Source organism: Flavobacterium terrigena, from assembly GCF_900108955.1.
Classification (GTDB): domain Bacteria; phylum Bacteroidota; class Bacteroidia; order Flavobacteriales; family Flavobacteriaceae; genus Flavobacterium; species Flavobacterium terrigena.
Genome location: NZ_FNYA01000001.1, coordinates 1 through 20,881 on the forward strand (window position 1 = coordinate 1; position 20,881 = coordinate 20,881).

Sequence of the window (20,881 nt, forward strand, 5' to 3'; positions counted from 1 at the left end):
AGTTGTACGCAATTGGAAGTATGGAACTTGATAAATAGTCGAAAAATTTTGTGGAAAAGCTTGAGTTAAGAAACGGAAAAATGGATTTGTTTTTCGTCAAGCCTTGCAAAAGAAATTTGCTGAAAATGTATTTTCAAAGCGAAGTCGCTAAAAGGCTTGCCAAAGTTATAAGAAAAAAATGACAAAGTCAAATGTTTTTTATTGTAACTGTTTTAACTCTAGTGTTTAGCGAAATTTTTAAGACTGAGATTTAAAAAAACTGCGCCTATCATTACGGTCTGATAGGAGTCAATATTTTAAAATCATTTATCTAACTTTCTTAACATTCCAACTGTAACTGTTATTTCTTATCTTAGCCGACAAGAAACAACAGCGCACAACAGCGGTTAACCGCAATCCTGCCCAAAAAGGCAGCACTGCGGTTAGCCGCAAAACGTTGTAGGCAATTATTTTGCGACCGACACAAATCAAACTTAAATGGAAAATAATTCTGAATTTCTTAAACCAACGCTTATCAAATTAGAAAGAGCAAGAAAACAACTACTCGAAATTTATGATTTCAACAAAAATTTATGGAAAGAAAATAAAATTCAGATTACTCCCAAACTTTGTGTTGATAAAAAAGGTTATGAATTCTATACAAATAACTATACTGAAGATAATTTACTAGAAGAAATTAGTTTAAGAATTGGTGAATACATACACAACTTAAGGAGCACATTAGATAATCTCATATTTGGTTTTGCTCGAATAAAAACTAATCCACCAACAAAGCCAATTAAATTAAGTTTTCCCATTTTTGAAAATGAAAATTATTTCGTAAAAGATACAAAAGAAATATTTAATCAAATTCCAGAAATTTTAAAAAATGAAATAATAAAATATCAGCCTTATAACGTAAGAAAAAACAATCCTAAATCGGAAAATAGTTTATACAGTTTATCTATTGTTCAAACTTTAAATAATATTGATAAGCATAGAGTTCCAATAATATTGGTTGCTAACCTTAATGAAATAAAATTTGATGGTTCATTTGAATTTGACAACGAAGATTTTACAAACATTATTGATGAAAAAAATGGATTTTGTAATTTTTATAAAGTTCTTCCTAATTCTAAAATTTTTGAATTTCGAACTCTTGAAAAAATAGAAAAAATGAATATGAATTTCGATGTTAGTGTTGATATTGCTATTGATTATCCAAACCAAAATTTAAACATTGACATTCTAAAAAATCTTTACAATGATATTGCATTACTAATAAATGATCTTATTTTAGTAGTTAAAAAGACTGAAGAAAAGTAAAATAAATATTACAACTGCTTACAAACCAGATAGCGCAGATTTGCTCACGAGTAACAGCAAACTGACAAAGTAAATCCGAGCCATCAAACCATCAAATTATACAACTTTAAAACAGAATTCTGAAACTTTTCCGAAATGTTTCCTCTTAACTTTGTAATATAACTAACTATAATCTGTTGTATGCGCAAAATCCTCTACATATTTGGTCTTTTCTTTTTCCTTTCAAGCTGTACTATTTTTAAGAAAAACAAATACAATGATTTGGTTTTCAAAAGTCGTGCGGAAAGATCACATTACATTAGCGCGTATAACAAATCGTTAGCCTTATGGAAAATACCCTACTCGGAAGAAGATGTTAAAACGAGTTTTGGTACGGCACATGTGATTCTAAGCGGTCCAAAAGACGCGCCTGCTCTAGTATTACTTCACGGTATGAATGCCAGTTCAACTATGTGGTTCCCCAATATTGAAGCCTTATCAAAAAACAGAAGAGTGTACGCAATTGACTTTTTAACCGAGCCAGGCAAATCGGTTTCAATGGGTAAAACACTTTCAAAAGAAGAGATAGTGTTGTGGTATAACGAGATTTTTAAACATTATAAACTTAATAATTTTGAAATAATTGGCGCTTCCGCAGGAGCATGGTATGGCGTATTACTAGCTATTCAGGACGATAGTAAAATTAAAAAATTGGTGTTGTTAGGACCTGCTCAGACTTTCGAAAATATTGATGAAAGAGGAAAATCTACTCCCGCAATACTAATGAAATTTTTCCCTAGCAAGAAAAAATGGGATAAAACACTGGAGAATTTTTCCACCGATCCGAAGAAGATTCCAATGGTATTCAAAAGACAATCGTATTTGGCATATAAAACTAAAATAGGTTCTAATTTTTGGAAAATGCAGCCTTTTTCTAATGACGAACTTAAGAAGATTAACATCCCTGTTTTAGTGTTAACAGGCGATAAAGATATAATCAATTCAGAATCCGGACATAAAAAGGCTAAAGAAACGCTGTCAAACTACAAGGGAGAAGTTATTCCTAATGCTGGGCATTTCCTTACCATTGACCAAAAGGAAATCGTAAATAAAAAGATTATTGCTTTTCTAGGTAAATAAGCTATCGAATATCAAAGCACAAAACATTTTAGCTTCATTATTAATTTCGTAACTTTATTATTGAAAACACACTCGATAACAAAGATTTTAATAATTAGATAAAGACATGATTATGAAAAAATTTTATGAATTATCTTCAGCCGATTTTACTCAAATCTTAACAGATAAAAAAGAAGTGGAAATACTTATAGATTATGATACGCTGCATGTTGAGCATTTAAAATTAATGCCAATTGACAATACAGAAGTTGTTATTAATCCGACTATTTTAGATGAAGATAATTACAACCTCCTTTTAATTGATGCTCTACAGTCGAACGATATGTTTATGGCGAGTTTATTAGGATGGCAGAAAGCAAATGCAACCGTTTTTTGTAAAAAATATAATGACGATTTATATAAACTGAGATTAGTTTTTTAAATCCGCACTATCAAAGCAAGACCTGACAGGTTTCAAAAACCTGTCAGGTCTAAACCACAAATAAAAAGCGAGATCACTGTCGCTTTTTTATTTATAGCTTACGATATATACATCTGGAAAGTCTAAAAACGCATCGGAAACTTCATAATACGTATCGGAAAGTTCTAAAAACACGTGGGAAACTTCTAAACATGCATGGGAAAGTTCTAAATACGCATGGGAAAGTTCTAAAAACACGTGGGAAACTTCTAAACATGCATGGGAAAGTTCTAAATACGAATGGGAAAGTTCTAAAAACACGTAGGAAACTTCTAAACATGCATGGGAAAGTTCTAAAAACGCTCCGACAAAGTCTAAAAACGTCCCGACAACTTCATAATACGCTCCGACAAACTCTATAATAAAAAAGCTACTTAGAAATTTCTAAGTAGCTTTTTTATATTATGTTATTCTATAAAATTTATTTAATAAAATTATATCCTAAATTAATTGAGAAAACACTGTTATCCATTAACTTATCCGCGGGTTCAGTGCCACCAAATGCATAATTATATTTAAATCCAACATTGAACTTATTTGTAATATTATAATCCACTCCAAAATTTAAAAGTGCTGCAAATTTGTTTTTACTGTCAGATTTACTTTCGTATGAAAAACTACTAGTATCTCCAGTAGCGTATTCATAATAAGTTTCTGTTACATTTCTGATACTTGAAAAATTATAACCTAATGAAGGTCCAATTTCTATTCCAACTTTATCTTTTATTAAATATCTAAAATTTAGTGGAAACAATAAAATATTAGATGAATATTCTTTTAATCTAGTAACTTGAACATCTGAATATCCCTTTTCTACATCAGTTTCATTAGAATTCACTTTCATATATAAAACTTCAGGTTGAAATGAAAAATTTGATTTACCTAAAGGCAAATTTACCAAACCTCCTATTTGATATCCAACTCCTAAATCACTTGAATGATTCTCATAATTAGAGCCTTTTAAAAAATTTAAACCCGCTCTAACACCAAAATAAGAACTTTTTTTTGTGACCTCTTCTTCTTGTGCAAATGAATTAAAACTCAAAAATAATACACAAATAATTAAACTAATTTTTCTCATTCTTATACTCTTACGATGTTCGCGCCTAAAGCTCTTAATCGTTCGTCAATTCTTTCGTAACCTCTATCAATTTGTTCGATATTTTGAATAGTACTTGTTCCCTTTGCAGAAAGTGCTGCAATTAATAACGAAATACCAGCTCTAATATCTGGTGAACTCATAATTGTAGCTTTTAGTTGCGATTTGAAATCGTGTCCCATAACCACAGCTCTGTGCGGATCACATAACATAATTTTCGCACCCATATCAATTAGTTTATCCACGAAGAACAAACGGCTTTCAAACATTTTTTGGTGAATTAAAACATCTCCTTTTGCTTGAGTTGCTACCACTAAAATGATACTTAATAAGTCAGGCGTAAATCCTGGCCATGGTGCATCAGAAACCGTTAAAATAGATCCATCAATGTCGGTTTTAATTTCATACCCATCCTTGTGAGCAGGAATATAAATATCATCACCTTTTTGTTCTAAAGTAATTCCAAGTTTTCTGAATACATTCGGAATTTGTCCTAAATTTTCCCAACTAACATTTTTGATTGTAATTTCACTTTTTGTCATAGCCGCTAAGCCAATCCAAGAACCAATTTCAATCATATCTGGTAAGATTCTGTGCTCACAACCACCTAAAGATTCTACACCTTCGATAGTTATTAAGTTAGACCCAATTCCAGTAATTTTCGCACCCATTGAATTCAACATCTTACATAATTGTTGTAAGTAAGGTTCACAAGCTGCATTGTATATTGTAGTAATTCCTTCCGCTAAAACAGCAGCCATTACGATATTAGCCGTTCCTGTAACTGAGGCTTCGTCTAATAACATGTAAGCCCCTTTTAAACGACCTTCGTTTTCAACACCATAAAAATGGTCTTCTCTATTGTATCTGAATTTCGCACCCAAATTGATGAAACCTTCAAAATGCGTATCTAAACGACGTCTTCCAATTTTATCACCACCTGGTTTCGGAATAAATCCTTTTCCAAAACGAGCCAATAATGGTCCAACAATCATAATAGAACCACGTAAACTTCCACCCTCTTTTTTGAAAGCTTCTGTTTCTAAATAACCAACATTTACTTCATCAGCTTGAAACGTATAATCTCCAGGTCCATTTTTCTGAATCTTAACACCTAAATTACCTAATAAAGTAATTAGTTTATTTACATCAATAATGTCAGGAATATTCGTTACTCTTACTTTTTCTGAAGTTAATAAAACAGGACATAAAACCTGTAACGCTTCGTTTTTGGCACCTTGTGGTTGCACATTTCCTTTTAAGGGCTTACCGCCTTCAATTTTGAATGTTCCCATTTATATTGTATTATTATTGTTTGGATTATTTGGATTATTTTTTGGCTTAAAGTTTTTACCACCTTTATAATTTGGATTATTTAAGTTGGCTTTTGTATTATCTGGCGAACTCGGTTTTGCATTTGTAGGTGCATTCGGATTTCTATTGGTATTTTGCGGTCTGTTTTGATTTGACGGCGGTCTACTTGGATTTCTATTCGTGTTAGACGTTTCATTTTTAGTAAAAAACTGCGTCTTATTCGACTGCTTCTTGTTTACTTTCAATAAATTCTGAGACGTAGAAAGCTCTTCTTTCATAGACGTTAAGTTCAACTCACCATTAGATAATTCTAACAAATGATTGAAAATAACTTCATCCGTAACCGTATCTTTATTCCAACTTAAAAAACACTTTTTCATGTGATTCGCAATCACAATAATCAATGCGTTTTTCAACTCACCTTCTTCCCATTTACGAGCCACATCAATCATATATTTGATGTTGTTTCCGTAAAATCTGTATTTAGGAAAATTCTGTGGATAAGGTAAACGTTCTGGTTTTAGCTGAACTACTTCTCTAGTCGGAATTGGGTATGGAGAATCGATATCTAATTTAAAATCAGACATAATAAACAATTGATCCCAAAGCTTGTGCTGAAAATCGGGTACGTCACGCAAGTGCGGATTCAAATTTCCTAAAACAGAAATTACATATCTGGCACCTTTATTACGTTTTTCTCTATCTTCAATAGCCGTAATTTGATTAATTAATTTCTGAACATATCTTCCGTATTCTGGAATAATTAAGTGTTCGCGTTGCGAATTATATTCTAGATAATTAATCGATTCTTCGTTTCTATATGACATATTTATAATGAAATAATTCCTTCAATGGTTGATAATTCTTGGTATTTTTCAATAACTTTATCTGCGTTTTGCATTGTAACGTTAATAGAAATACTCGTATATTTTCCTGTTTTAGAAGAATGTGTTTGTATAACGGCTCCCATATTATTAAACGTATTTTCAACTAAATTAATGTTAGTTTCATTAGTTGGAACAATAAATTTATATAAGTATACAGCGGGCCAAGTTGTTGATTCTTCTAATTCTGATTTAAGTCTAATGTAAAAATCTTCTGTCTTCTTATCCATGTAAATTTAAGCTAATAAAACAACAAATATACATTTATAATGTTTCATTTAAAAATATAAATAATTAAGATTTTCAAAATAAAAAAAATGATAGTACATTTGAACTTTTAAGACACAAAATGAACAAAAAAATTATACTGCTAATTGGTGGACCAAGCTCTGGAAAAACAACTTTAATTAACCATTTAGAGAATGAAGGACACATTTGTTACCCTGAAATTTCAAGACAAGTAATTTTGGATGCTCGAGCTGATGGTGCTGAATTTTTATTTTTAGAAAACCCTATGTTGTTTAGTGAAAGACTTTTAGAAGGCAGAATTAAACAATATGAAAATGCTATTGCTGAAGAAAAAATGGTTTTTATAGATAGAGGAATTCCTGATGTTGTGGCGTATATGGATTTTATTGGAGATACTTATCCTGAAAAATTTATTGAAGCTTGCGAAAAATATAAATACGATACTATTTTCTTATTACCACCTTGGGAAGAAATTTATACTAGCGATGATACACGTTATGAAAGTTACGAAGAAGCCAGTAAAATTCACCAGTTTTTAGTTGATACCTATAAAAAATACGGATACGATTTACACGAAGTTCCAAAAACAACTGTTGAAGAAAGATATCAATTCATTATCAATCGTTTAAAAGACTAATTCGCTTTAATGAACCAACCACTAGATGTATTAAAAGCGCACTGGAAACACGATGCTTTTAGACCAACTCAGGAGGAAATTATCAACTCTGTTTTGTCCGGAAAAGATACTTTTGCCTTGTTGCCAACTGGTGGTGGAAAATCTATTTGTTTTCAAATCCCAGCACTTATTAAGCCTGGAATTTGTTTAGTTATTTCTCCGCTAGTCGCTTTAATGAAAGACCAAGTCGAAAATCTAAAAATAAAAAACATAAAAGCAATTGCCTTAACGGGAGGGATTTCCTTCGAAGAAACCAATAATTTACTAGATAATTGTGCGTTTGGCGGCTATAAATTTCTATATGTTTCACCAGAACGTTTACAACAAGATTGGGTTTTAGAAAGAATTAAAAATCTAAATGTAAATTCAGTCGCTATTGACGAAGCACATTGCATTAGTCAATGGGGTCACGATTTTCGTCCAGCCTATTTAAAAATTGCGACGCTAAAAGAATATTTTCATGTTCCTTTTATTGCTTTAACCGCCACTGCTACTCCACGAGTTCAAAACGATATTTGTAGTTTATTACATCTTGAAAATCCTGCGATTTTTAAAAATTCGTTTGCACGAGAAAACTTGGGTTATCACATTATTAAAACCGAAGACAAACTCGGCAAACTGAAACAAATTTTCTTAAAAAATCCAGAACCATCAATCGTTTATGTAAAAAACAGAAAGGCATGTGTAGAATTCAGTAAAACATTTAACGATTTAGGTTTTACATCAACCTATTATCACGGCGGATTATCAACGAAAGATAAAGATAAAAATATGAAACTTTGGTTGGAAGAAAAAGCACAAGTAATAGTCGCAACCAACGCTTTCGGAATGGGAATTGACAAACCGAATGTAAAAACAGTTGTCCATTTACAAATTCCAGATAATATTGAAAACTATTACCAAGAAGCCGGAAGAGCTGGTAGAAATGGGAATAAATCGTTTGCTTTATTATTGACTCCAGAAATAAATTCAGAGAACTTAAAGAATTACTTCCTATCGAATTTACCAAATAAAGAATTTCTGCATTTGGTTTACAAAGACTTAAATAATCATTTTCAAATTGCTTATGGCGAAGGCTTTCAAGAGATTTTCTACTTGAATTTGAATCAGTTTTGTGCGAAGTTTAATTTATCTGTAACCAAAACTTTTGCATGTTTACAATTTTTAGATCGACAAGGAATTATTACACTTAACAACTTAATTAGCAACAAAGCGAGTTTGCAATTTTTAATTGAAAGCAGAGAAATAATTAGATATTGCAGTTTGAATGTTAAAGACGCAGCGGTTATTGAAACTATTTTACGAAATTATACGGGTGTTTTCGAACAAGTTACGATTATCAACATAGCATTAATAGCAACAAAATCTGGTGCTTCAGAAGATAAAGTAATTAAAGTCTTGAATAAATTACATGCTCAGGAAATCATTGAATTGAAACTACAAAGCAATGACATTTCTATTTTATATAATGAACCTCGAGAAGACAGTTATACGATAAATCGTGTCGTGAAAATTCTAGAAAATCAGAATCAGATTAAAATAGAGCAATACTCTCAAATGCTGAATTTTGTTTCAGATAATTCAACTTGTAAATCGGTTTTAATTTCGAATTATTTCGGAGAAGAGAATGCTAAACCTTGCGGAATTTGTTCGTATTGTAATTCTAAAAATAAATCGGAACCCAAATCTGTTTTAGAAAGTATTCAAAATCTATTAAAAAAAGGCGCTTTATCTTCAAATGAAATAGAAAACACACTTACATTTTCAACAGAAGAAATTATCTTTGCCCTACAAAACTTATTAGAAAACGATGTGATTTATCTTAACGTCAATAATAAGTATCAAATTAAGTAAAAAAATAAAAACTTAGCGTCTTAGTGTCTTCGTGGCAAAACAAATCGCTTAGCAACATACAATAACATGGAAAAATTAAGAATCGTATTTATGGGAACACCCGACTTTGCAGTTGGTATTCTCGACACCATATATAATAGTCAATTTGAAATTGCGGCTGTTATTACAGCACCAGACAAACCAGCTGGGCGTGGACAAAAAGTTTCTGTAAGCGCAGTAAAGACTTACGCTTTAGAAAAAAACTTACCAATTTTACAACCAACTAATTTAAAAAACGAAGAGTTTTTAGCTGAATTAGCGAGTTATAATGCGAATTTACAAATTGTTGTCGCTTTTAGAATGTTACCAGAAGTGGTTTGGAAAATGCCAAAATTAGGAACATTTAATCTTCACGCTTCTTTGTTACCTAATTATAGAGGCGCTGCTCCAATTAACTGGGCTATTATTAATGGAGAAACAGAAACAGGTGTAACTACTTTCTTTATTGATGATAAGATTGATACTGGTGCGATGATTTTAAATAAGAAAATTGCTATCGATTCAAATGAAAATGTGGGACAACTACATGACAAGTTGATGCATTTAGGTTCTGAGACAGTCATTGAGACTTTAGAACTGATTGAAAAAGGAAATGTGACTACTACGATACAAACAGAAAATTCAGAGTTAAAAACTGCTTATAAACTTAATAAAGACAACTGTAAAATTGATTGGACAAAATCTGGAATAGAAATTTACAATCAAATTAGAGGTTTATGTCCTTATCCTGCAGCTTGGACATATATTAAAGATGGCGAAAACGAATGGAATGTCAAAATTTACGATTCAAAATACATTGAAGAAGCACATACCTATTCTATAGGAACAATTATTTCTGGAAAAAAAGAAATGAAGATTGCAGTTGCGAATGGATTCATACAAATAGAGAGTTTACAGTTTCCTGGAAAAAATAAAATGCAAATTCATGAACTGTTAAATGGAACGCAAATTAGCTCTGAAGCCTTTGTTAAGTGACATTTTAACTAAAAAATAGACTTTAAAAAGGTACTTTATTAACATTTAGACTTATTTATTAACATTTTTAACGAAAATAGTAGGAAAAACTTGCACAGTTCAAGGATACGTATAAATTTGTATTAAGAAAAATATGTTTAATCAATTAAATAACTATCAATTATGAACAAATCAGAATTAATCGATGCAATGGCAGCAGCTTCAGGAATTACTAAAGCAGCAGCTAAATTAGCTTTAGAGTCATTTTTAGGAAGTGTAGAAGGTACATTACAAAAAGGTGGAAGAGTTTCTTTAGTAGGTTTCGGATCATGGTCAATCTCTAAAAGAGCGGCTAGAGATGGAAGAAATCCTCAAACTGGAAAAACTATCAAAATTGCTGCTAAAAACGTAGTAAAATTTAAAGCTGGTGCTGAATTAGACGGAGCTGTAAACAAATAATATATATTTGATTTATTTAAAAGCCTCTTCTAGTAAGAGGCTTTTTTTATACCCAATGTAATTCTTTTGTGATAAAATTAACATTTCACCGATTTTATTTGTTCAATAAAATTATTTTTTTTAAATTCAATTAAAATTAGTTGGCTTATGATATCAATGTTACCCAAAAAAGGTTGTTTACTCGTAGCTGAACCAACAATCTCAAACGACATGTCTTTTAACAGATCTGTAATCTTGTTAACTGAACATACAAAAGATGGAAGTGTAGGTTTTATTTTAAACAAACCACTATCCTATTCTATCAATGAATTAATTCCTGAAATTGATGCTAATTTTATGGTATACAATGGCGGACCCGTTGAACAAGACAATTTGTATTTTTTACACAATGTACCAGAATTAATTCCGGAAAGTGTGGAAATATCTTATGGTTTGTATTGGGGTGGCGATTTTGAAACCACTAAAAATTTAATCAATGAAGGTAAAATTTCTAAAGAGAATATTCGTTTTTTCCTTGGATATAGTGGTTGGGATACCAATCAATTAGACGAAGAATTAGAAGATAATTCTTGGATAATTGTGGAGAATGAACTGCAAAACAAAATTATTGGCAAAAACAGCCAAAACTTTTGGAAAGAAAAATTAAACGAAATTGGTGGCGAATATATTTACTTTTCAAATTCGCCAGAAAATCCTACGCTTAATTAATAGAGTTATTTAATAATTCTGTTATTTCTTTAGATAATTCTGAAGTAAATTCTTTTTTTCTATATTTTGTAATTGGTTGAATTCCAGAAATTACATTCGAAATAAACAATTCATCTGCTTTTTGTAAATCAAAAGGTGAAATGCTTTTTTCAATCATTTCAATGTTTTCCATTTTATTTGCAATAGCAATAATTTGCTTGCGCATAATTCCGTTTAAACATGCATCTGAAATTGGAGGCGTAATCAATTGATTACCCATTTTCATGAATATATTGCCATTTATAGCTTCCACTACATTTTTATCATCGTTAATTAAAAGGCAGTTTTCAAACCCGTTTTCTTTTGCAAAAACACTTGCCACCACATTAATCATCTTGTTATTGGTTTTTAATGTTGACAATAAATGTTTAGAAACATGAAAATCTTTAAACAATTCCACTTCATAATTTAAAGGTAAAACTATATATTTTTCTGAAGTTAATCCAGTACAAGTAATAACAAACTGAACATCATTTGAAGTAGGATTATACAATCCGTCAGCATTTCTAAAAACGGCAAAACGAATTCGATTACTCACTTTATTCGCTTGTAATTCAATTAGTTTCAGAATTTCTTCTTCCATAAATTCCATCGTAAAATTCATAGGAATTTCCATTCTACAAATTCTCATCGAAGCCATTAATCGTAAATAATGTTCTTCTAAAAATAAAATTTTAGCTCCATTTACTTTTATGGTTTCAAAAATGGCATCGCCAAAAAGAAATCCTCTATTGTTTTCGATAGCAATATTGCTAGTGTCTTGTATGTTTCCGTTAAAATTAATCATAAAAAAATGCCCTGAAATTTATTCAGGGCAAATATACTTATTTATTAAAATTAAACCGAACCAATCACGTGTTTTAAATCGGAAACTAAACTTTCCCACAATAATTTTGATTCAGGTAATTCATCTTCCTCCGAAAAGTCTACAACAATTAAAGAAACGTCATTTGTAATTTCATCAACTTGAATTTTTAATTCAAAGAAATACTCAGTTTCTTTATTATTTTCATCAAGCCATTTAAATTTTACTTTTTCTCCAGATTTTTTTGAAGCTAATTTCGCATTTTCTTCAGAATCGTCCCAAATAAAAGTATAAAATTCACCTCTTGAATTTACGTTATCCGCAAACCATTCAGACAAACCAGACGGCGTTAAAATATATTGATATAATAATTGAGGCGAAGAATGTATGGGGAATTCTAGTTCGTACTTGATTTTTTGTTTCATGTGTTTAATTTTGATTTTTTAGTTGTGACTTATGGTATTGCATTTTTGTTTTGGGAATTTGCTTTACAAACTTTTTAATTTTGGCAACCTAAATCTTTTTTATAAATTTTTCAGCAAAATATAAAAAATATTGATACCACAACTATATTTTACTGGTTTTTTTTGCACCAATTTTTTAATTGAATTTTTTATAAATATTTTTTTGGAAAGAAAGTATTTATTTATATATTTGCACCCGCATTGAGAGATGCAAAACTAATTAATGGCGAGATAGCTCAGTCGGTTAGAGCGCAGGATTCATAACCCTGAGGTCACGGGTTCAACTCCCGTTTTCGCTACAACAAAACCCTAACTTCTTATAATCAAGATGTTAGGGTTTTTTAATTCAATTCATTTGCTAAATTTCTTCTTCTAGGAATAATTCAGCGATGAATTTTTTTCCTTTTCGTTCTACTTCAATGGTTATTGTTTCATTTGCGCTTTTTTGAAGCATTTCCATAATTTCGGTAATTCTATAATTAATTGCCTTCTTTCCATTGATTGAAATTATTCTATCGTCTACTTTTAATCCTGCTTTATCTGCTACTGAATTTTTTCTAATGTTAGAAATTTCAATTCCTGGTTTCAGTACATATTTAAAATTTACCTTCGAATTATCATAAAGTAATTCTGTTACATTGGTTGCTCCAGTTGGTAAATCGGTCTCAATTTTTTCTTCAATAACTTCTACTCCGTTATGATGAATATTAAATCCAGCCATATTGTAATAGAATTTATTATTAAAATAACTATTTTTATCTAAATACATTATCTGCTTATTATAATTAAAAATTACATTAAATCGTTTTAAAATTTCACCACCAACAGATCCATCGCGCTGATTTAATATATTTTTTTTAAGAAATGAAATGGTATCGGGCATAGAAATTATAGGTTCTTTAAATTCATAATCTGAAAAAATAATATTTTTAAATCGTACTCTTTTTCCATAAACATTTCCGCCAATTCCAGCTCCCAAATAATCATCTATTTGCTTTTTATTTTTGACATCTAATTCTTTTTCAAAAATCCATAAACCATCAGACAATCCGGTATCCACTAAAAGCTCTAAATTCTCTATTTTCTTATCCTCAATATTAATAGTAACTGGAATGTAAGGTTTTTTATCTTTAAGAATGAACGGAAGTTGTTTGTAATTTATAATTTTACTTTCATACCTATTTGTCACTTTTCTGTACACCACAATTCGTTTGGTATCGTATTGAATTTCGACAATATTATCCATAAAAAAATCGGCTCCTAAAATTCCGTGAATTGGAATTCCTACAGAAGTTGTAAAGCTGTATTTATCTTCCAACATTAAAACAACATCTAATTTTTTTGAAGAAAGACTTTTAAATTCAATTTTATTGTTTTTTGAAATATAAGCATCAATAGGCTCATCCATTCCAGGACCAGTAATTTTAATTTTAGAGGTATTATTAAAGGCAATACTGTCTTTTTCTGGAAAAGCAAAAAGAATATTATAACCAGAACCTGTATCTAAAATGAGATTTAATTGTATATCATTTACTTTTGGCTGTACAATAATACTATTATTAAGTAATTGAAAAGGGATAACAATTTTATTTTTATTTTGAGAAAAATCCCAAATATTCTGAGAAAATGCATTTGTACTCAAAAATAAAAGAATGAAATATCTTAAAAACAGATTCATAATTTATAAAGGTTTCCATAAATGTACGATTTTTATTATTTACATGTAATTTTTCACTAAATTATTATTACAAAATCCTTATTTTTTTGCACTTTTGCAAAGCAAAAATTTAAGTTATGCCAAAAATTTCAAACAAAGGGATTCAAATGCCCGAATCGCCAATTAGAAAATTAGTTCCTTACGCGGAAGGAGCAAAAAAAAGAGGTACAAAAGTGTACCACTTAAACATTGGTCAACCAGATATTAAAACGCCAGAAGTGGCATTACAAGCCGTGAAAAATTTCGATATTAAAGTTTTAGAATACAGTCACAGTGCTGGTTTCGAAAGCTATAGAAATAAACTTTCTGCTTACTACAAAAATCAAGGCTTACCTGTTGATACTAAAGACATTATTATCACTACTGGTGGTTCTGAAGCACTTATGTTTGCTTTAGGTTCTACTTTAGATAACGGTGACGAAGTTATTATACCTGAGCCGTTTTACGCAAATTATAATGGTTTTGCTACAGCAAGTGGTGTAAAAGTCGTTCCTGTAATTTCAGGAATTGAAACTGGTTTTGCTTTGCCTCCAATGGAAGCTTTCGAAAAACTAATTACACCAAAAACAAAAGCAATTATGATTTGTAATCCAGGAAATCCAACTGGATATTTATACTCTGAAGCGGAGATTAACAAATTAGCTGAAATTGTAAAAAAACACGATTTGTTTTTAATTGCTGATGAAGTGTATAGAGAATTTGCTTACGATGGTTTAAAACATTATTCAGTATTAAACGTACCAGGTTTAGAACAACATGCTATTATGATTGATTCGGTTTCGAAAAGATTTAGTATGTGTGGCGCTAGAATTGGTTGTGTAGTTTCTAAAAACGAAGAATTTATGGCAACAGCTATGAAATTCGCACAAGCACGTTTGAGCCCACCTACATACGCTCAAGTAGCGAGTGAAGCAGCTTTAGATACGCCACAAAGTTATTTTGATGAAGTAATTACAGAATATGTAGACAGAAGAAATACTTTGGTTCAAGAAATGCAAAAAATTGAAGGTGTTACTATTGCTAACCCTAAAGGTGCTTTTTATTGTATTGCAAAATTACCAGTAAAAAATGCAGATGATTTTGCACAATGGCTTTTAGAAGAATATGATTTCAATGGTGAAACGGTTATGGTAGCTCCGGCAGCGGGCTTCTACTCTACTCCAGGTGTTGGTTTAGACGAAATCCGTATTGCTTATGTATTGAAAAAAGAAGATTTAATTAAATCTGTAGAAATATTAAAAGAAGCTTTAAAAGTTTATAAGAATTAAAAGTTATAAAAGATAAATTAATCATAATTTAAAAACCGTTTTGAAATTTCAAGACGGTTTTTTTTATATATTAGCAAATAATTTCATTAAATCACATTGGAAAACTATCAAGCAATACTAATACATCCCGACGTAAAAGGCGGAAGAATTTCTGGAAATTTATCAATAAAAAATAATTGCATTTATTTCGAAAACGAAGAACTGACTCATCAAATAAACTTTATTAATCTTACAATTAATACTGGTGGCGCTTCCAACCGATTTATCTTTTTTGCAGACAAAACAAATACCGAAATTTCAATATATACTTCAGATAAAAAAGTATTAAAAAACAATCTTTTAGCTTCAAATAAAAATTTTAAATCTGAAATTTCTAAATCAAAATCCGATTTACGAAAAACTTTAAAAGGTGTTCTTATAGCTATAGCACTTGTCGGAATTTTTATTACTGGATTGTATCTTGCAAAAGATAAAATGGTAGAAAAAATTGCCGATCAGGTTCCTGCATCATGGGAAAAAGAAGCTGGAGACAAATTATTTTCCACGCTTTCTTTGCAATATAAATTTATTAAAAACGATTCTTTAGAAAAAGAATTTTTAAAAGTCGCACAACCTTTATTAAAACAAATTGAAAAAGACGGATTTAAAGTCGATTTATATTTCGTTAAAGATCCAACTATAAACGCATTTGCTTTACCTGGCGGAAAAGTCATAATTCAAACTGGATTAATTGAAAATGCAAAATCTTGGGAAGAAGTTATGGGTGTGGTGAGTCACGAATTATCACACGTAACGCGTCGTCATCATATCAGAGGAATTATCAATAATTTAGGAATCTTTACGATTTTATCTGCTGCATTTGGCGATGTAAGTGCTTTAGCTGGAACATTTTTAAATGTTGGTGGCGAATTGGCTTCTTTATCAAATAGTAGAGATTTTGAACACGAAGCAGATGAAACTGGTTGGAAATATTTGGTTCAAGCTAAAATAAATCCGAAAGGTTTAATTACCTTTTTCGAAACTTTAAGTAAAGAAGAAAAAGCGAATGAAATCAAATCTAAAGTTGACGAAACAATTGATTTGTCATTTTTATCTACTCATCCCAATACAAAAGACAGAATTAGTGCTTTAAAAGAAAAACTAAAAGGCGATAAATCTGCTTATATTAAGTTACCAGATAACTTTGAAAAATTTAAAATCGAACTCTTAAAACAAAAAATAAATTAGTACAAATGGAAATTAAAACAGAAGGAAAACCAGCATTTGCCTACGTAATGGTTACGTTAGCACCTGGTGAAACCATGATTGCAGAATCGGATGCGATGTCTAGCATGTCTGCAAATCTAGATATGGTTGCCAAATTTAATGGCGGACTATTTGTAGGCTTATTGAAAAAATATTTGGGTGGTGAAAGTTTGTTCATCAATCATTTTACAAACAATACCAATGAAACCTTAAACTTACATTTAACACAACCAACACCTGGTGATATTGAAGTGAAAGAATTAGATGGAACATCTAGCTATTGCATTCAAAACGGTTCTTATATTGCTTCTGAAAAAGGAGTAAAATTGGGTGTAAAATGGGCTGGATTAGGTTCGTTAATTGGTGGTGAAGGTCTTTTTAAATTAGTTGTTTCTGGAAAAGGAAAAGTAATTTTTGGAGCTTACGGCGGATTAATTGAAAAAGAAATTAATGGCGAATATATTGTAGATACTGGACATTTAGTAGCTTACGAACCAAACATGAAATTGAAACCACAATTAGCTGGCGGAATTTTCAGTAGCCTTTTTGGTGGCGAAGGATTTGTAACTCGTGTAGAAGGTAAAGGAAAAATTTATATTCAAACTCGTAATATTTCCGGATTAGCATCTTGGTTAAATAGACAATTATAATTTTAGATATGGAAACATTAAATATAGAACATAAAGCTACAAGTTTAGATGTAAATTTAAGAATGCGACCAGGTTCAACTGCTGCAGAAATAACTTTACAACCTGGACAAGAATTTACAGCTGAAGCTGGTGCCATGATAGCCATGAGTCCAACAGTTTCAATGACAACTACAACTTACAAAAAGAATTCTGGTGGGATTTTTAAAGGTTTAAAAAGAGTGCTTTCTGGAGAAAGTTTTTTCTTAAATCATTATACTGCTGGAAGTCAACCTGGAACAGTTTGGTTAGGAACAACTCATGCTGGTGACATGATGACAAAAGAATTAAACGGAGAAGGAATTATTATTCAAGGAGGTTCTTATGTGGCGAGTTCACCAGATATTGAAATTGATTTAAGCTTTCAAGGTTTTAAATCATTAATTTCTAAAGAAAGTTTATTTTGGCTAACGGCTAAAGGAAAAGGAACTGTTATTTTCAATTCTTTTGGTTGTATTTACCCTATTCAGATTAATGGTGAATATATTGTAGATACAGGACATATTGTGGCTTTTGAAGAAAACTTAAACTTCACTTTATCTAAAGCTGGAAAAAGCTGGATGAGTTCGTTTTTAGGCGGAGAAGGATTAGTATGTAAGTTTAAAGGTCAAGGAACAGTTTGGGTGCAATCTCATAATACGGGTTCATTCGGAGCGATTTTAGGACCAAAATTAAAACCAAGATAAGATATGGAAGTTCAAGATAAAAAAGGATTTAATTATAAAATGGATTGTAAGCCAGATTTCGGTTTCGTAACCGTTACAATTCCATCAGGCGAAAAATTAAAAGTTGAAGCCGCTGCTATGGCAACAATGGATACAAATATTGAAATGAAAACAAGTTTAAAAGGTGGTTTTGGAAGGTTTTTAACTGGAGAATCATTATTTCTTAACGAATTTTCAGCAAAAAACGGAAGTGGAGAAATTCAAATTGCACCAGCTTGTCCGGGCGATGTGGAACATATTTACTTGCAAAATGAAGTTATTTATTTACAAAACACAGCCTTTTTAGCTTCAGGAATTAATGTCGCTACAGAAAGTAAATTTCAAGGATTAGTAAAAGGATTCTTTTCTGGAGAAAATTTATTTTTAATCAAATGTTCAGGTGAAGGCGATTTATGGTTTAACTCGTATGGTGGCATTATGGAAATTAATGTAGAAGACGGTTATGTTGTAGACACAGGACATATTGTAGGATTCACTGAAGGCTTAACGTATGACATTTCTAGAGTTGGCGGTTACAAATCGTTATTCTTTTCTGGAGAAGGTTTAGTGTGTAGATTTAGCGGAAGCGGAAAAGTTTGGATTCAAACTAGAAAAATTGTTCCATTTGCGAATTGGACATTCCCATTCAGACCAACGAAAAATAATAAATAATAAAACAAAAATCCCGTCTTTTAACAAGACGGGATTTTTTTTATTCTTCTACTCCTTTTCTAATAACATAGGTATAAAACCAGGTAATTGTAAAAGTTGGAATAATATCTGTAAAAGGAATTAACTCTTCAATCGTACCGAACAAACCAGCAATTTTACCAACTGTTCCTTTGTACATCAGTACTAAAAGGATTCCAGAAATTGGCGCCCAAACGACATCAATTGGTTCTGCGAAAACAGGAACTATATAAGATAACATCCCAATTCCATCAAAAATTAGACTTAAAATCAGTTTGTTTTTTTTATCGCTTTTCTTTACAACTGTTGGTTGTGGTTCTTCTATCATTTAATTGTAATTTATAATTGTTTGGAACACTAATGTACAAATTAAATGCCAGTATTAAATTTCAAGATTTAAAAGATTTCTAAAATCTATTTTAACTTACTCTTATAATACTTTCTCAATTTATCTAATTTCGGAGCAATCACATATTCGCAATACCCTTGTTCTTTATTCTGATTGTAATAATTTTGATGATAGTCTTCCGCTAAATAAAAAACTCCAGCTTCTTCAATTTGTGTCACAACCGGATTCGGATATAATTTTTCTTTCTCAATCAATTGAATATAATTCTCCGCTTTTGCTTTTTGTTCTGGCGAATGATAAAAAATAGCACTTCTGTATTGCGTTCCAATATCTGCACCTTGTTTGTTCAATGTTGTTGGATCATGAGTAGCGAAAAATATTTCTAATAAATCTTCATAAGCCACTTCTTTCGGATTAAAAGTAATTTGAATTCCTTCAGCATGACCAGTAGTTCCGTTACAAACTTCGCGATAAGCAGGATTTTTAATGAATCCACCAGTGAAACCTGAAACCACTTTTTCTACTCCTTTTACTTCTAAAAAAACCGCTTCTGTACACCAAAAACAACCTCCGGCAAATGTTGCCAATTGTACACTATCATTCATAATTTCCCTTTTATTTTCTATTTTATTTTCTGATTTTTTTTCAACAGTTTGCGATTTGCTTCCACAAGAAAACAAACTTAAAAACGAGCTTAATAATACAATGTAGTTCATCTTTTTTTATCAAATTTAGTTAATATTCTTTCAATCATATACGTTTTAACTTTACTTTTAGATTTGTGTATAAATAATCTTTGCCACGAATTCACGATTTTTTTTTCTTTTTTTTACTGTGTAATTTTAATTCGAATTAATTATCGACGTTGTCGATACAAATTTTGTTTGTCAAAATTTTTAATTCGATAATTCGTGGCAAAAATTAAATTATTTAACTTTCATTTGTGTTTCAAACATTTTAATATTCACTATTTCTTTGTTTCTTTGTACAAATTGATGTTATGAAATCGCAACATAAACTTGTTTGTGTGAACAAACACCTTTAAAATAATGCGATACCATACGACCTTTAAAAATCAATGAAAATTTACAGATGATTAGAGCAACGAATATAAATAAACATTATGGCGATTTACAGGTTTTAAAAAACGTAAGTCTGCATATAAATAAAGGTGAAATTGTATCCATAGTTGGCGCTTCTGGTGCTGGAAAAACTACGCTATTACAAATTTTAGGAACCTTAGATTTATTGGATAAAAAAGATAATGTTTCGAGTTCATTAACAATCAATGATACTTCGATAATTAATTTGAAAGATAAAGAATTGTCGAAATTTAGAAATTTGAATTTAGGATTCATCTTTCAGTTTCATCAATTATTACCTGAATTTACAGCTTTAGAAAATGTTTGTATTCCAGCATTTATTGCGAACAAACCTAAAAAAGAAGTCGAGATTGAAGCTAAAAAACTATTGGATTATTTAGGATTATCACACAGAATCAATCACAAACCAAGCGAACTTTCCGGTGGAGAACAACAACGTGTTGCGGTGGCAAGAGCTTTAATTAATAAGCCTGCCGTTATCTTTGCTGATGAACCTTCAGGAAATTTAGATCATACAACTGCCGAAAATTTACACCAATTGTTCTTTAAATTGCGTGACGAATTTGGACAAACTTTCGTAATTGTCACACACAATGAAGAATTGGCAAATATGGCTGATAGAAAATTAGTGATGATTGATGGAGTTTTACAAAATTAGAAGCAGACGAATCGTTTTTCAATTCACTTTTTG

Annotated in this window: 23 protein-coding genes, 1 tRNA gene and 1 pseudogene; 15 read left to right on the plus strand and 10 right to left on the minus strand. The window is 30.7% G+C overall.

The genetic code is table 11. The features are described 5' to 3' along the window. The first annotated feature begins 477 nt into the window (after positions 1–477). The 3 genes from BMX42_RS00005 to BMX42_RS00015 all read left to right on the plus strand — a co-directional run bounded on the left by BMX42_RS00005 (position 478) and on the right by BMX42_RS00015 (position 2,845). Entirely contained in the window at positions 478–1,305 is an 828-nt protein-coding gene (locus BMX42_RS00005) for a hypothetical protein (protein ID WP_091306425.1), read from the plus strand. Positions 1,306–1,485: 180 nt separating this feature from the next. Further along, entirely contained in the window at positions 1,486–2,424 is a 939-nt protein-coding gene (locus tag BMX42_RS00010) for an alpha/beta fold hydrolase (RefSeq protein WP_091306429.1), read from the plus strand. A gap of 112 nt (positions 2,425–2,536) precedes the next feature. Further along, positions 2,537–2,845 carry a hypothetical protein gene (locus BMX42_RS00015; protein WP_091306432.1) on the plus strand — a complete coding sequence of 103 codons (309 nt, stop codon included), beginning with the start codon at positions 2,537–2,539 and terminating at the stop codon, positions 2,843–2,845. An 87-nt stretch (positions 2,846–2,932) separates the two neighbouring features. Here the strand turns inward: BMX42_RS00015 and BMX42_RS14440 are convergent, their stop codons facing one another. The 5 genes and pseudogenes from BMX42_RS14440 to BMX42_RS00040 form a co-directional block, all read right to left on the minus strand. Continuing rightward, positions 2,933–3,145 carry a hypothetical protein gene (locus BMX42_RS14440; protein ID WP_143055568.1) on the minus strand — a complete coding sequence of 71 codons (213 nt, stop codon included), beginning with the start codon at positions 3,143–3,145 and terminating at the stop codon, positions 2,933–2,935. Between the two features lie 160 nt (positions 3,146–3,305). Continuing rightward, positions 3,306–3,965, minus strand: a complete 660-nt coding sequence (locus BMX42_RS00025; RefSeq protein ID WP_091306439.1) for a porin family protein — start codon at positions 3,963–3,965, stop codon at positions 3,306–3,308. Positions 3,966–3,967: 2 nt separating this feature from the next. Further along, positions 3,968–5,278 (minus strand): UDP-N-acetylglucosamine 1-carboxyvinyltransferase, encoded by a 1,311-nt coding sequence (gene murA / locus BMX42_RS00030; protein WP_091306443.1) that lies wholly within the window; start codon positions 5,276–5,278, stop codon positions 3,968–3,970. Between the two features lie 144 nt (positions 5,279–5,422). After that, positions 5,423–6,124, minus strand: a pseudogene (locus BMX42_RS00035) (DUF4290 domain-containing protein); the annotation flags it as partial. Between the two features lie 2 nt (positions 6,125–6,126). Next, positions 6,127–6,411 (minus strand): DUF493 family protein, encoded by a 285-nt coding sequence (locus BMX42_RS00040; RefSeq protein ID WP_091306451.1) that lies wholly within the window; start codon positions 6,409–6,411, stop codon positions 6,127–6,129. Between the two features lie 119 nt (positions 6,412–6,530). Here BMX42_RS00040 and BMX42_RS00045 point away from each other — a divergent pair, with 119 nt between their 5' ends. The 5 genes from BMX42_RS00045 to BMX42_RS00065 all read left to right on the plus strand — a co-directional run bounded on the left by BMX42_RS00045 (position 6,531) and on the right by BMX42_RS00065 (position 11,120). Continuing rightward, the gene (locus BMX42_RS00045; protein ID WP_091306454.1) at positions 6,531–7,067 is read left to right on the plus strand and encodes an AAA family ATPase; all 537 of its coding nucleotides are present in this window, start codon (positions 6,531–6,533) and stop codon (positions 7,065–7,067) included. A 9-nt stretch (positions 7,068–7,076) separates the two neighbouring features. Next, complete coding sequence (locus BMX42_RS00050; protein WP_091306458.1) at positions 7,077–8,960, plus strand: RecQ family ATP-dependent DNA helicase; 1,884 nt, start codon at positions 7,077–7,079, stop codon at positions 8,958–8,960. 66 nt (positions 8,961–9,026) lie between these two features. Next, positions 9,027–9,974: a methionyl-tRNA formyltransferase gene (fmt, locus tag BMX42_RS00055; RefSeq protein ID WP_091306461.1), complete on the plus strand. Its 948-nt coding sequence runs from the start codon at positions 9,027–9,029 to the stop codon at positions 9,972–9,974. A gap of 162 nt (positions 9,975–10,136) precedes the next feature. After that, positions 10,137–10,412: an HU family DNA-binding protein gene (locus BMX42_RS00060; RefSeq protein WP_091306465.1), complete on the plus strand. Its 276-nt coding sequence runs from the start codon at positions 10,137–10,139 to the stop codon at positions 10,410–10,412. A 147-nt stretch (positions 10,413–10,559) separates the two neighbouring features. Continuing rightward, complete coding sequence (locus tag BMX42_RS00065) at positions 10,560–11,120, plus strand: YqgE/AlgH family protein (protein ID WP_091306468.1); 561 nt, start codon at positions 10,560–10,562, stop codon at positions 11,118–11,120. Here the strand turns inward: BMX42_RS00065 and BMX42_RS00070 are convergent. Further along, the gene (locus BMX42_RS00070; protein WP_091306472.1) at positions 11,113–11,946 is read right to left on the minus strand and encodes an aminotransferase class IV; all 834 of its coding nucleotides are present in this window, start codon (positions 11,944–11,946) and stop codon (positions 11,113–11,115) included. The genes BMX42_RS00065 and BMX42_RS00070 overlap by 8 nt on opposite strands. A 50-nt stretch (positions 11,947–11,996) precedes the next feature. Beyond that, positions 11,997–12,389, minus strand: a complete 393-nt coding sequence (locus BMX42_RS00075; protein WP_091306475.1) for an START-like domain-containing protein — start codon at positions 12,387–12,389, stop codon at positions 11,997–11,999. Between the two features lie 264 nt (positions 12,390–12,653). Here BMX42_RS00075 and BMX42_RS00080 point away from each other — a divergent pair. Continuing rightward, positions 12,654–12,727, plus strand: a tRNA-Met gene (locus BMX42_RS00080). Between the two features lie 59 nt (positions 12,728–12,786). On the opposite strand, the gene BMX42_RS00085 is transcribed toward BMX42_RS00080, so the two are convergent. Then, the gene (locus BMX42_RS00085) at positions 12,787–14,106 is read right to left on the minus strand and encodes a pepsin/retropepsin-like aspartic protease family protein (protein WP_091306479.1); all 1,320 of its coding nucleotides are present in this window, start codon (positions 14,104–14,106) and stop codon (positions 12,787–12,789) included. 116 nt (positions 14,107–14,222) lie between these two features. Between BMX42_RS00085 and BMX42_RS00090 the strand changes: the two genes are divergently transcribed. The 5 genes from BMX42_RS00090 (at position 14,223) to BMX42_RS00110 (ending at position 18,720) form a co-directional block, all read left to right on the plus strand. Beyond that, positions 14,223–15,413, plus strand: a complete 1,191-nt coding sequence (locus BMX42_RS00090) for a pyridoxal phosphate-dependent aminotransferase (RefSeq protein WP_091306483.1) — start codon at positions 14,223–14,225, stop codon at positions 15,411–15,413. Positions 15,414–15,509: 96 nt separating this feature from the next. Next, positions 15,510–16,640 carry a M48 family metallopeptidase gene (locus tag BMX42_RS00095; protein WP_091306486.1) on the plus strand — a complete coding sequence of 377 codons (1,131 nt, stop codon included), beginning with the start codon at positions 15,510–15,512 and terminating at the stop codon, positions 16,638–16,640. Between the two features lie 5 nt (positions 16,641–16,645). After that, positions 16,646–17,308, plus strand: a complete 663-nt coding sequence (locus tag BMX42_RS00100) for a TIGR00266 family protein (RefSeq protein WP_091306489.1) — start codon at positions 16,646–16,648, stop codon at positions 17,306–17,308. 8 nt (positions 17,309–17,316) lie between these two features. Beyond that, positions 17,317–18,030, plus strand: a complete 714-nt coding sequence (locus BMX42_RS00105) for a TIGR00266 family protein (protein WP_091306493.1) — start codon at positions 17,317–17,319, stop codon at positions 18,028–18,030. A 3-nt stretch (positions 18,031–18,033) separates the two neighbouring features. Next, on the plus strand, positions 18,034–18,720 hold the full coding sequence (locus BMX42_RS00110; RefSeq protein ID WP_091306496.1) for a TIGR00266 family protein: 687 nt from the start codon (positions 18,034–18,036) through the stop codon (positions 18,718–18,720). A 40-nt stretch (positions 18,721–18,760) separates the two neighbouring features. Here the strand turns inward: BMX42_RS00110 and BMX42_RS00115 are convergent, their stop codons facing one another. Together BMX42_RS00115 and msrA are read right to left on the minus strand one after the other, a co-directional pair. Next, a complete protein-coding gene (locus BMX42_RS00115) occupies positions 18,761–19,066 on the minus strand; it encodes a hypothetical protein (RefSeq protein ID WP_091306500.1) in 306 nt (101 codons plus the stop codon). An 86-nt stretch (positions 19,067–19,152) separates the two neighbouring features. Then, positions 19,153–19,803 (minus strand): peptide-methionine (S)-S-oxide reductase MsrA, encoded by a 651-nt coding sequence (gene msrA / locus BMX42_RS00120; RefSeq protein ID WP_091306505.1) that lies wholly within the window; start codon positions 19,801–19,803, stop codon positions 19,153–19,155. A 376-nt stretch (positions 19,804–20,179) separates the two neighbouring features. Here msrA and BMX42_RS00125 point away from each other — a divergent pair, with 376 nt between their 5' ends. After that, complete coding sequence (locus BMX42_RS00125) at positions 20,180–20,848, plus strand: ABC transporter ATP-binding protein (protein ID WP_091306509.1); 669 nt, start codon at positions 20,180–20,182, stop codon at positions 20,846–20,848. Positions 20,849–20,881: the final 33 nt, after the last annotated feature.

Excerpts from the sequence above, each read along its gene's own strand:
- murA (WP_091306443.1), bottom strand. The coding sequence starts at position 5,278 with ATGGGAACATTCAAAATTGAAGGCGGTAAGCCCTTAAAAGGAAATGTG.
- BMX42_RS00085 (WP_091306479.1), bottom strand. The coding sequence starts at position 14,106 with ATGAATCTGTTTTTAAGATATTTCATTCTTTTATTTTTGAGTACAAAT.
- BMX42_RS00015 (WP_091306432.1), top strand. The coding sequence starts at position 2,537 with ATGAAAAAATTTTATGAATTATCTTCAGCCGATTTTACTCAAATCTTA.
- BMX42_RS00065 (WP_091306468.1), top strand. The coding sequence starts at position 10,560 with ATGATATCAATGTTACCCAAAAAAGGTTGTTTACTCGTAGCTGAACCA.
- BMX42_RS00125 (WP_091306509.1), top strand. The coding sequence starts at position 20,180 with ATGATTAGAGCAACGAATATAAATAAACATTATGGCGATTTACAGGTT.
- BMX42_RS00005 (WP_091306425.1), top strand. The coding sequence starts at position 478 with ATGGAAAATAATTCTGAATTTCTTAAACCAACGCTTATCAAATTAGAA.
- BMX42_RS00040 (WP_091306451.1), bottom strand. The coding sequence starts at position 6,411 with ATGGATAAGAAGACAGAAGATTTTTACATTAGACTTAAATCAGAATTA.
- BMX42_RS00060 (WP_091306465.1), top strand. The coding sequence starts at position 10,137 with ATGAACAAATCAGAATTAATCGATGCAATGGCAGCAGCTTCAGGAATT.
- BMX42_RS00110 (WP_091306496.1), top strand. The coding sequence starts at position 18,034 with ATGGAAGTTCAAGATAAAAAAGGATTTAATTATAAAATGGATTGTAAG.
- BMX42_RS00010 (WP_091306429.1), top strand. The coding sequence starts at position 1,486 with ATGCGCAAAATCCTCTACATATTTGGTCTTTTCTTTTTCCTTTCAAGC.
- BMX42_RS00090 (WP_091306483.1), top strand. The coding sequence starts at position 14,223 with ATGCCAAAAATTTCAAACAAAGGGATTCAAATGCCCGAATCGCCAATT.
- BMX42_RS00100 (WP_091306489.1), top strand. The coding sequence starts at position 16,646 with ATGGAAATTAAAACAGAAGGAAAACCAGCATTTGCCTACGTAATGGTT.
- BMX42_RS00050 (WP_091306458.1), top strand. The coding sequence starts at position 7,077 with ATGAACCAACCACTAGATGTATTAAAAGCGCACTGGAAACACGATGCT.
- BMX42_RS00070 (WP_091306472.1), bottom strand. The coding sequence starts at position 11,946 with ATGATTAATTTTAACGGAAACATACAAGACACTAGCAATATTGCTATC.
- BMX42_RS00075 (WP_091306475.1), bottom strand. The coding sequence starts at position 12,389 with ATGAAACAAAAAATCAAGTACGAACTAGAATTCCCCATACATTCTTCG.
- BMX42_RS00045 (WP_091306454.1), top strand. The coding sequence starts at position 6,531 with ATGAACAAAAAAATTATACTGCTAATTGGTGGACCAAGCTCTGGAAAA.
- BMX42_RS00025 (WP_091306439.1), bottom strand. The coding sequence starts at position 3,965 with ATGAGAAAAATTAGTTTAATTATTTGTGTATTATTTTTGAGTTTTAAT.
- BMX42_RS00115 (WP_091306500.1), bottom strand. The coding sequence starts at position 19,066 with ATGATAGAAGAACCACAACCAACAGTTGTAAAGAAAAGCGATAAAAAA.
- fmt (WP_091306461.1), top strand. The coding sequence starts at position 9,027 with ATGGAAAAATTAAGAATCGTATTTATGGGAACACCCGACTTTGCAGTT.
- msrA (WP_091306505.1), bottom strand. The coding sequence starts at position 19,803 with ATGAACTACATTGTATTATTAAGCTCGTTTTTAAGTTTGTTTTCTTGT.
- BMX42_RS00105 (WP_091306493.1), top strand. The coding sequence starts at position 17,317 with ATGGAAACATTAAATATAGAACATAAAGCTACAAGTTTAGATGTAAAT.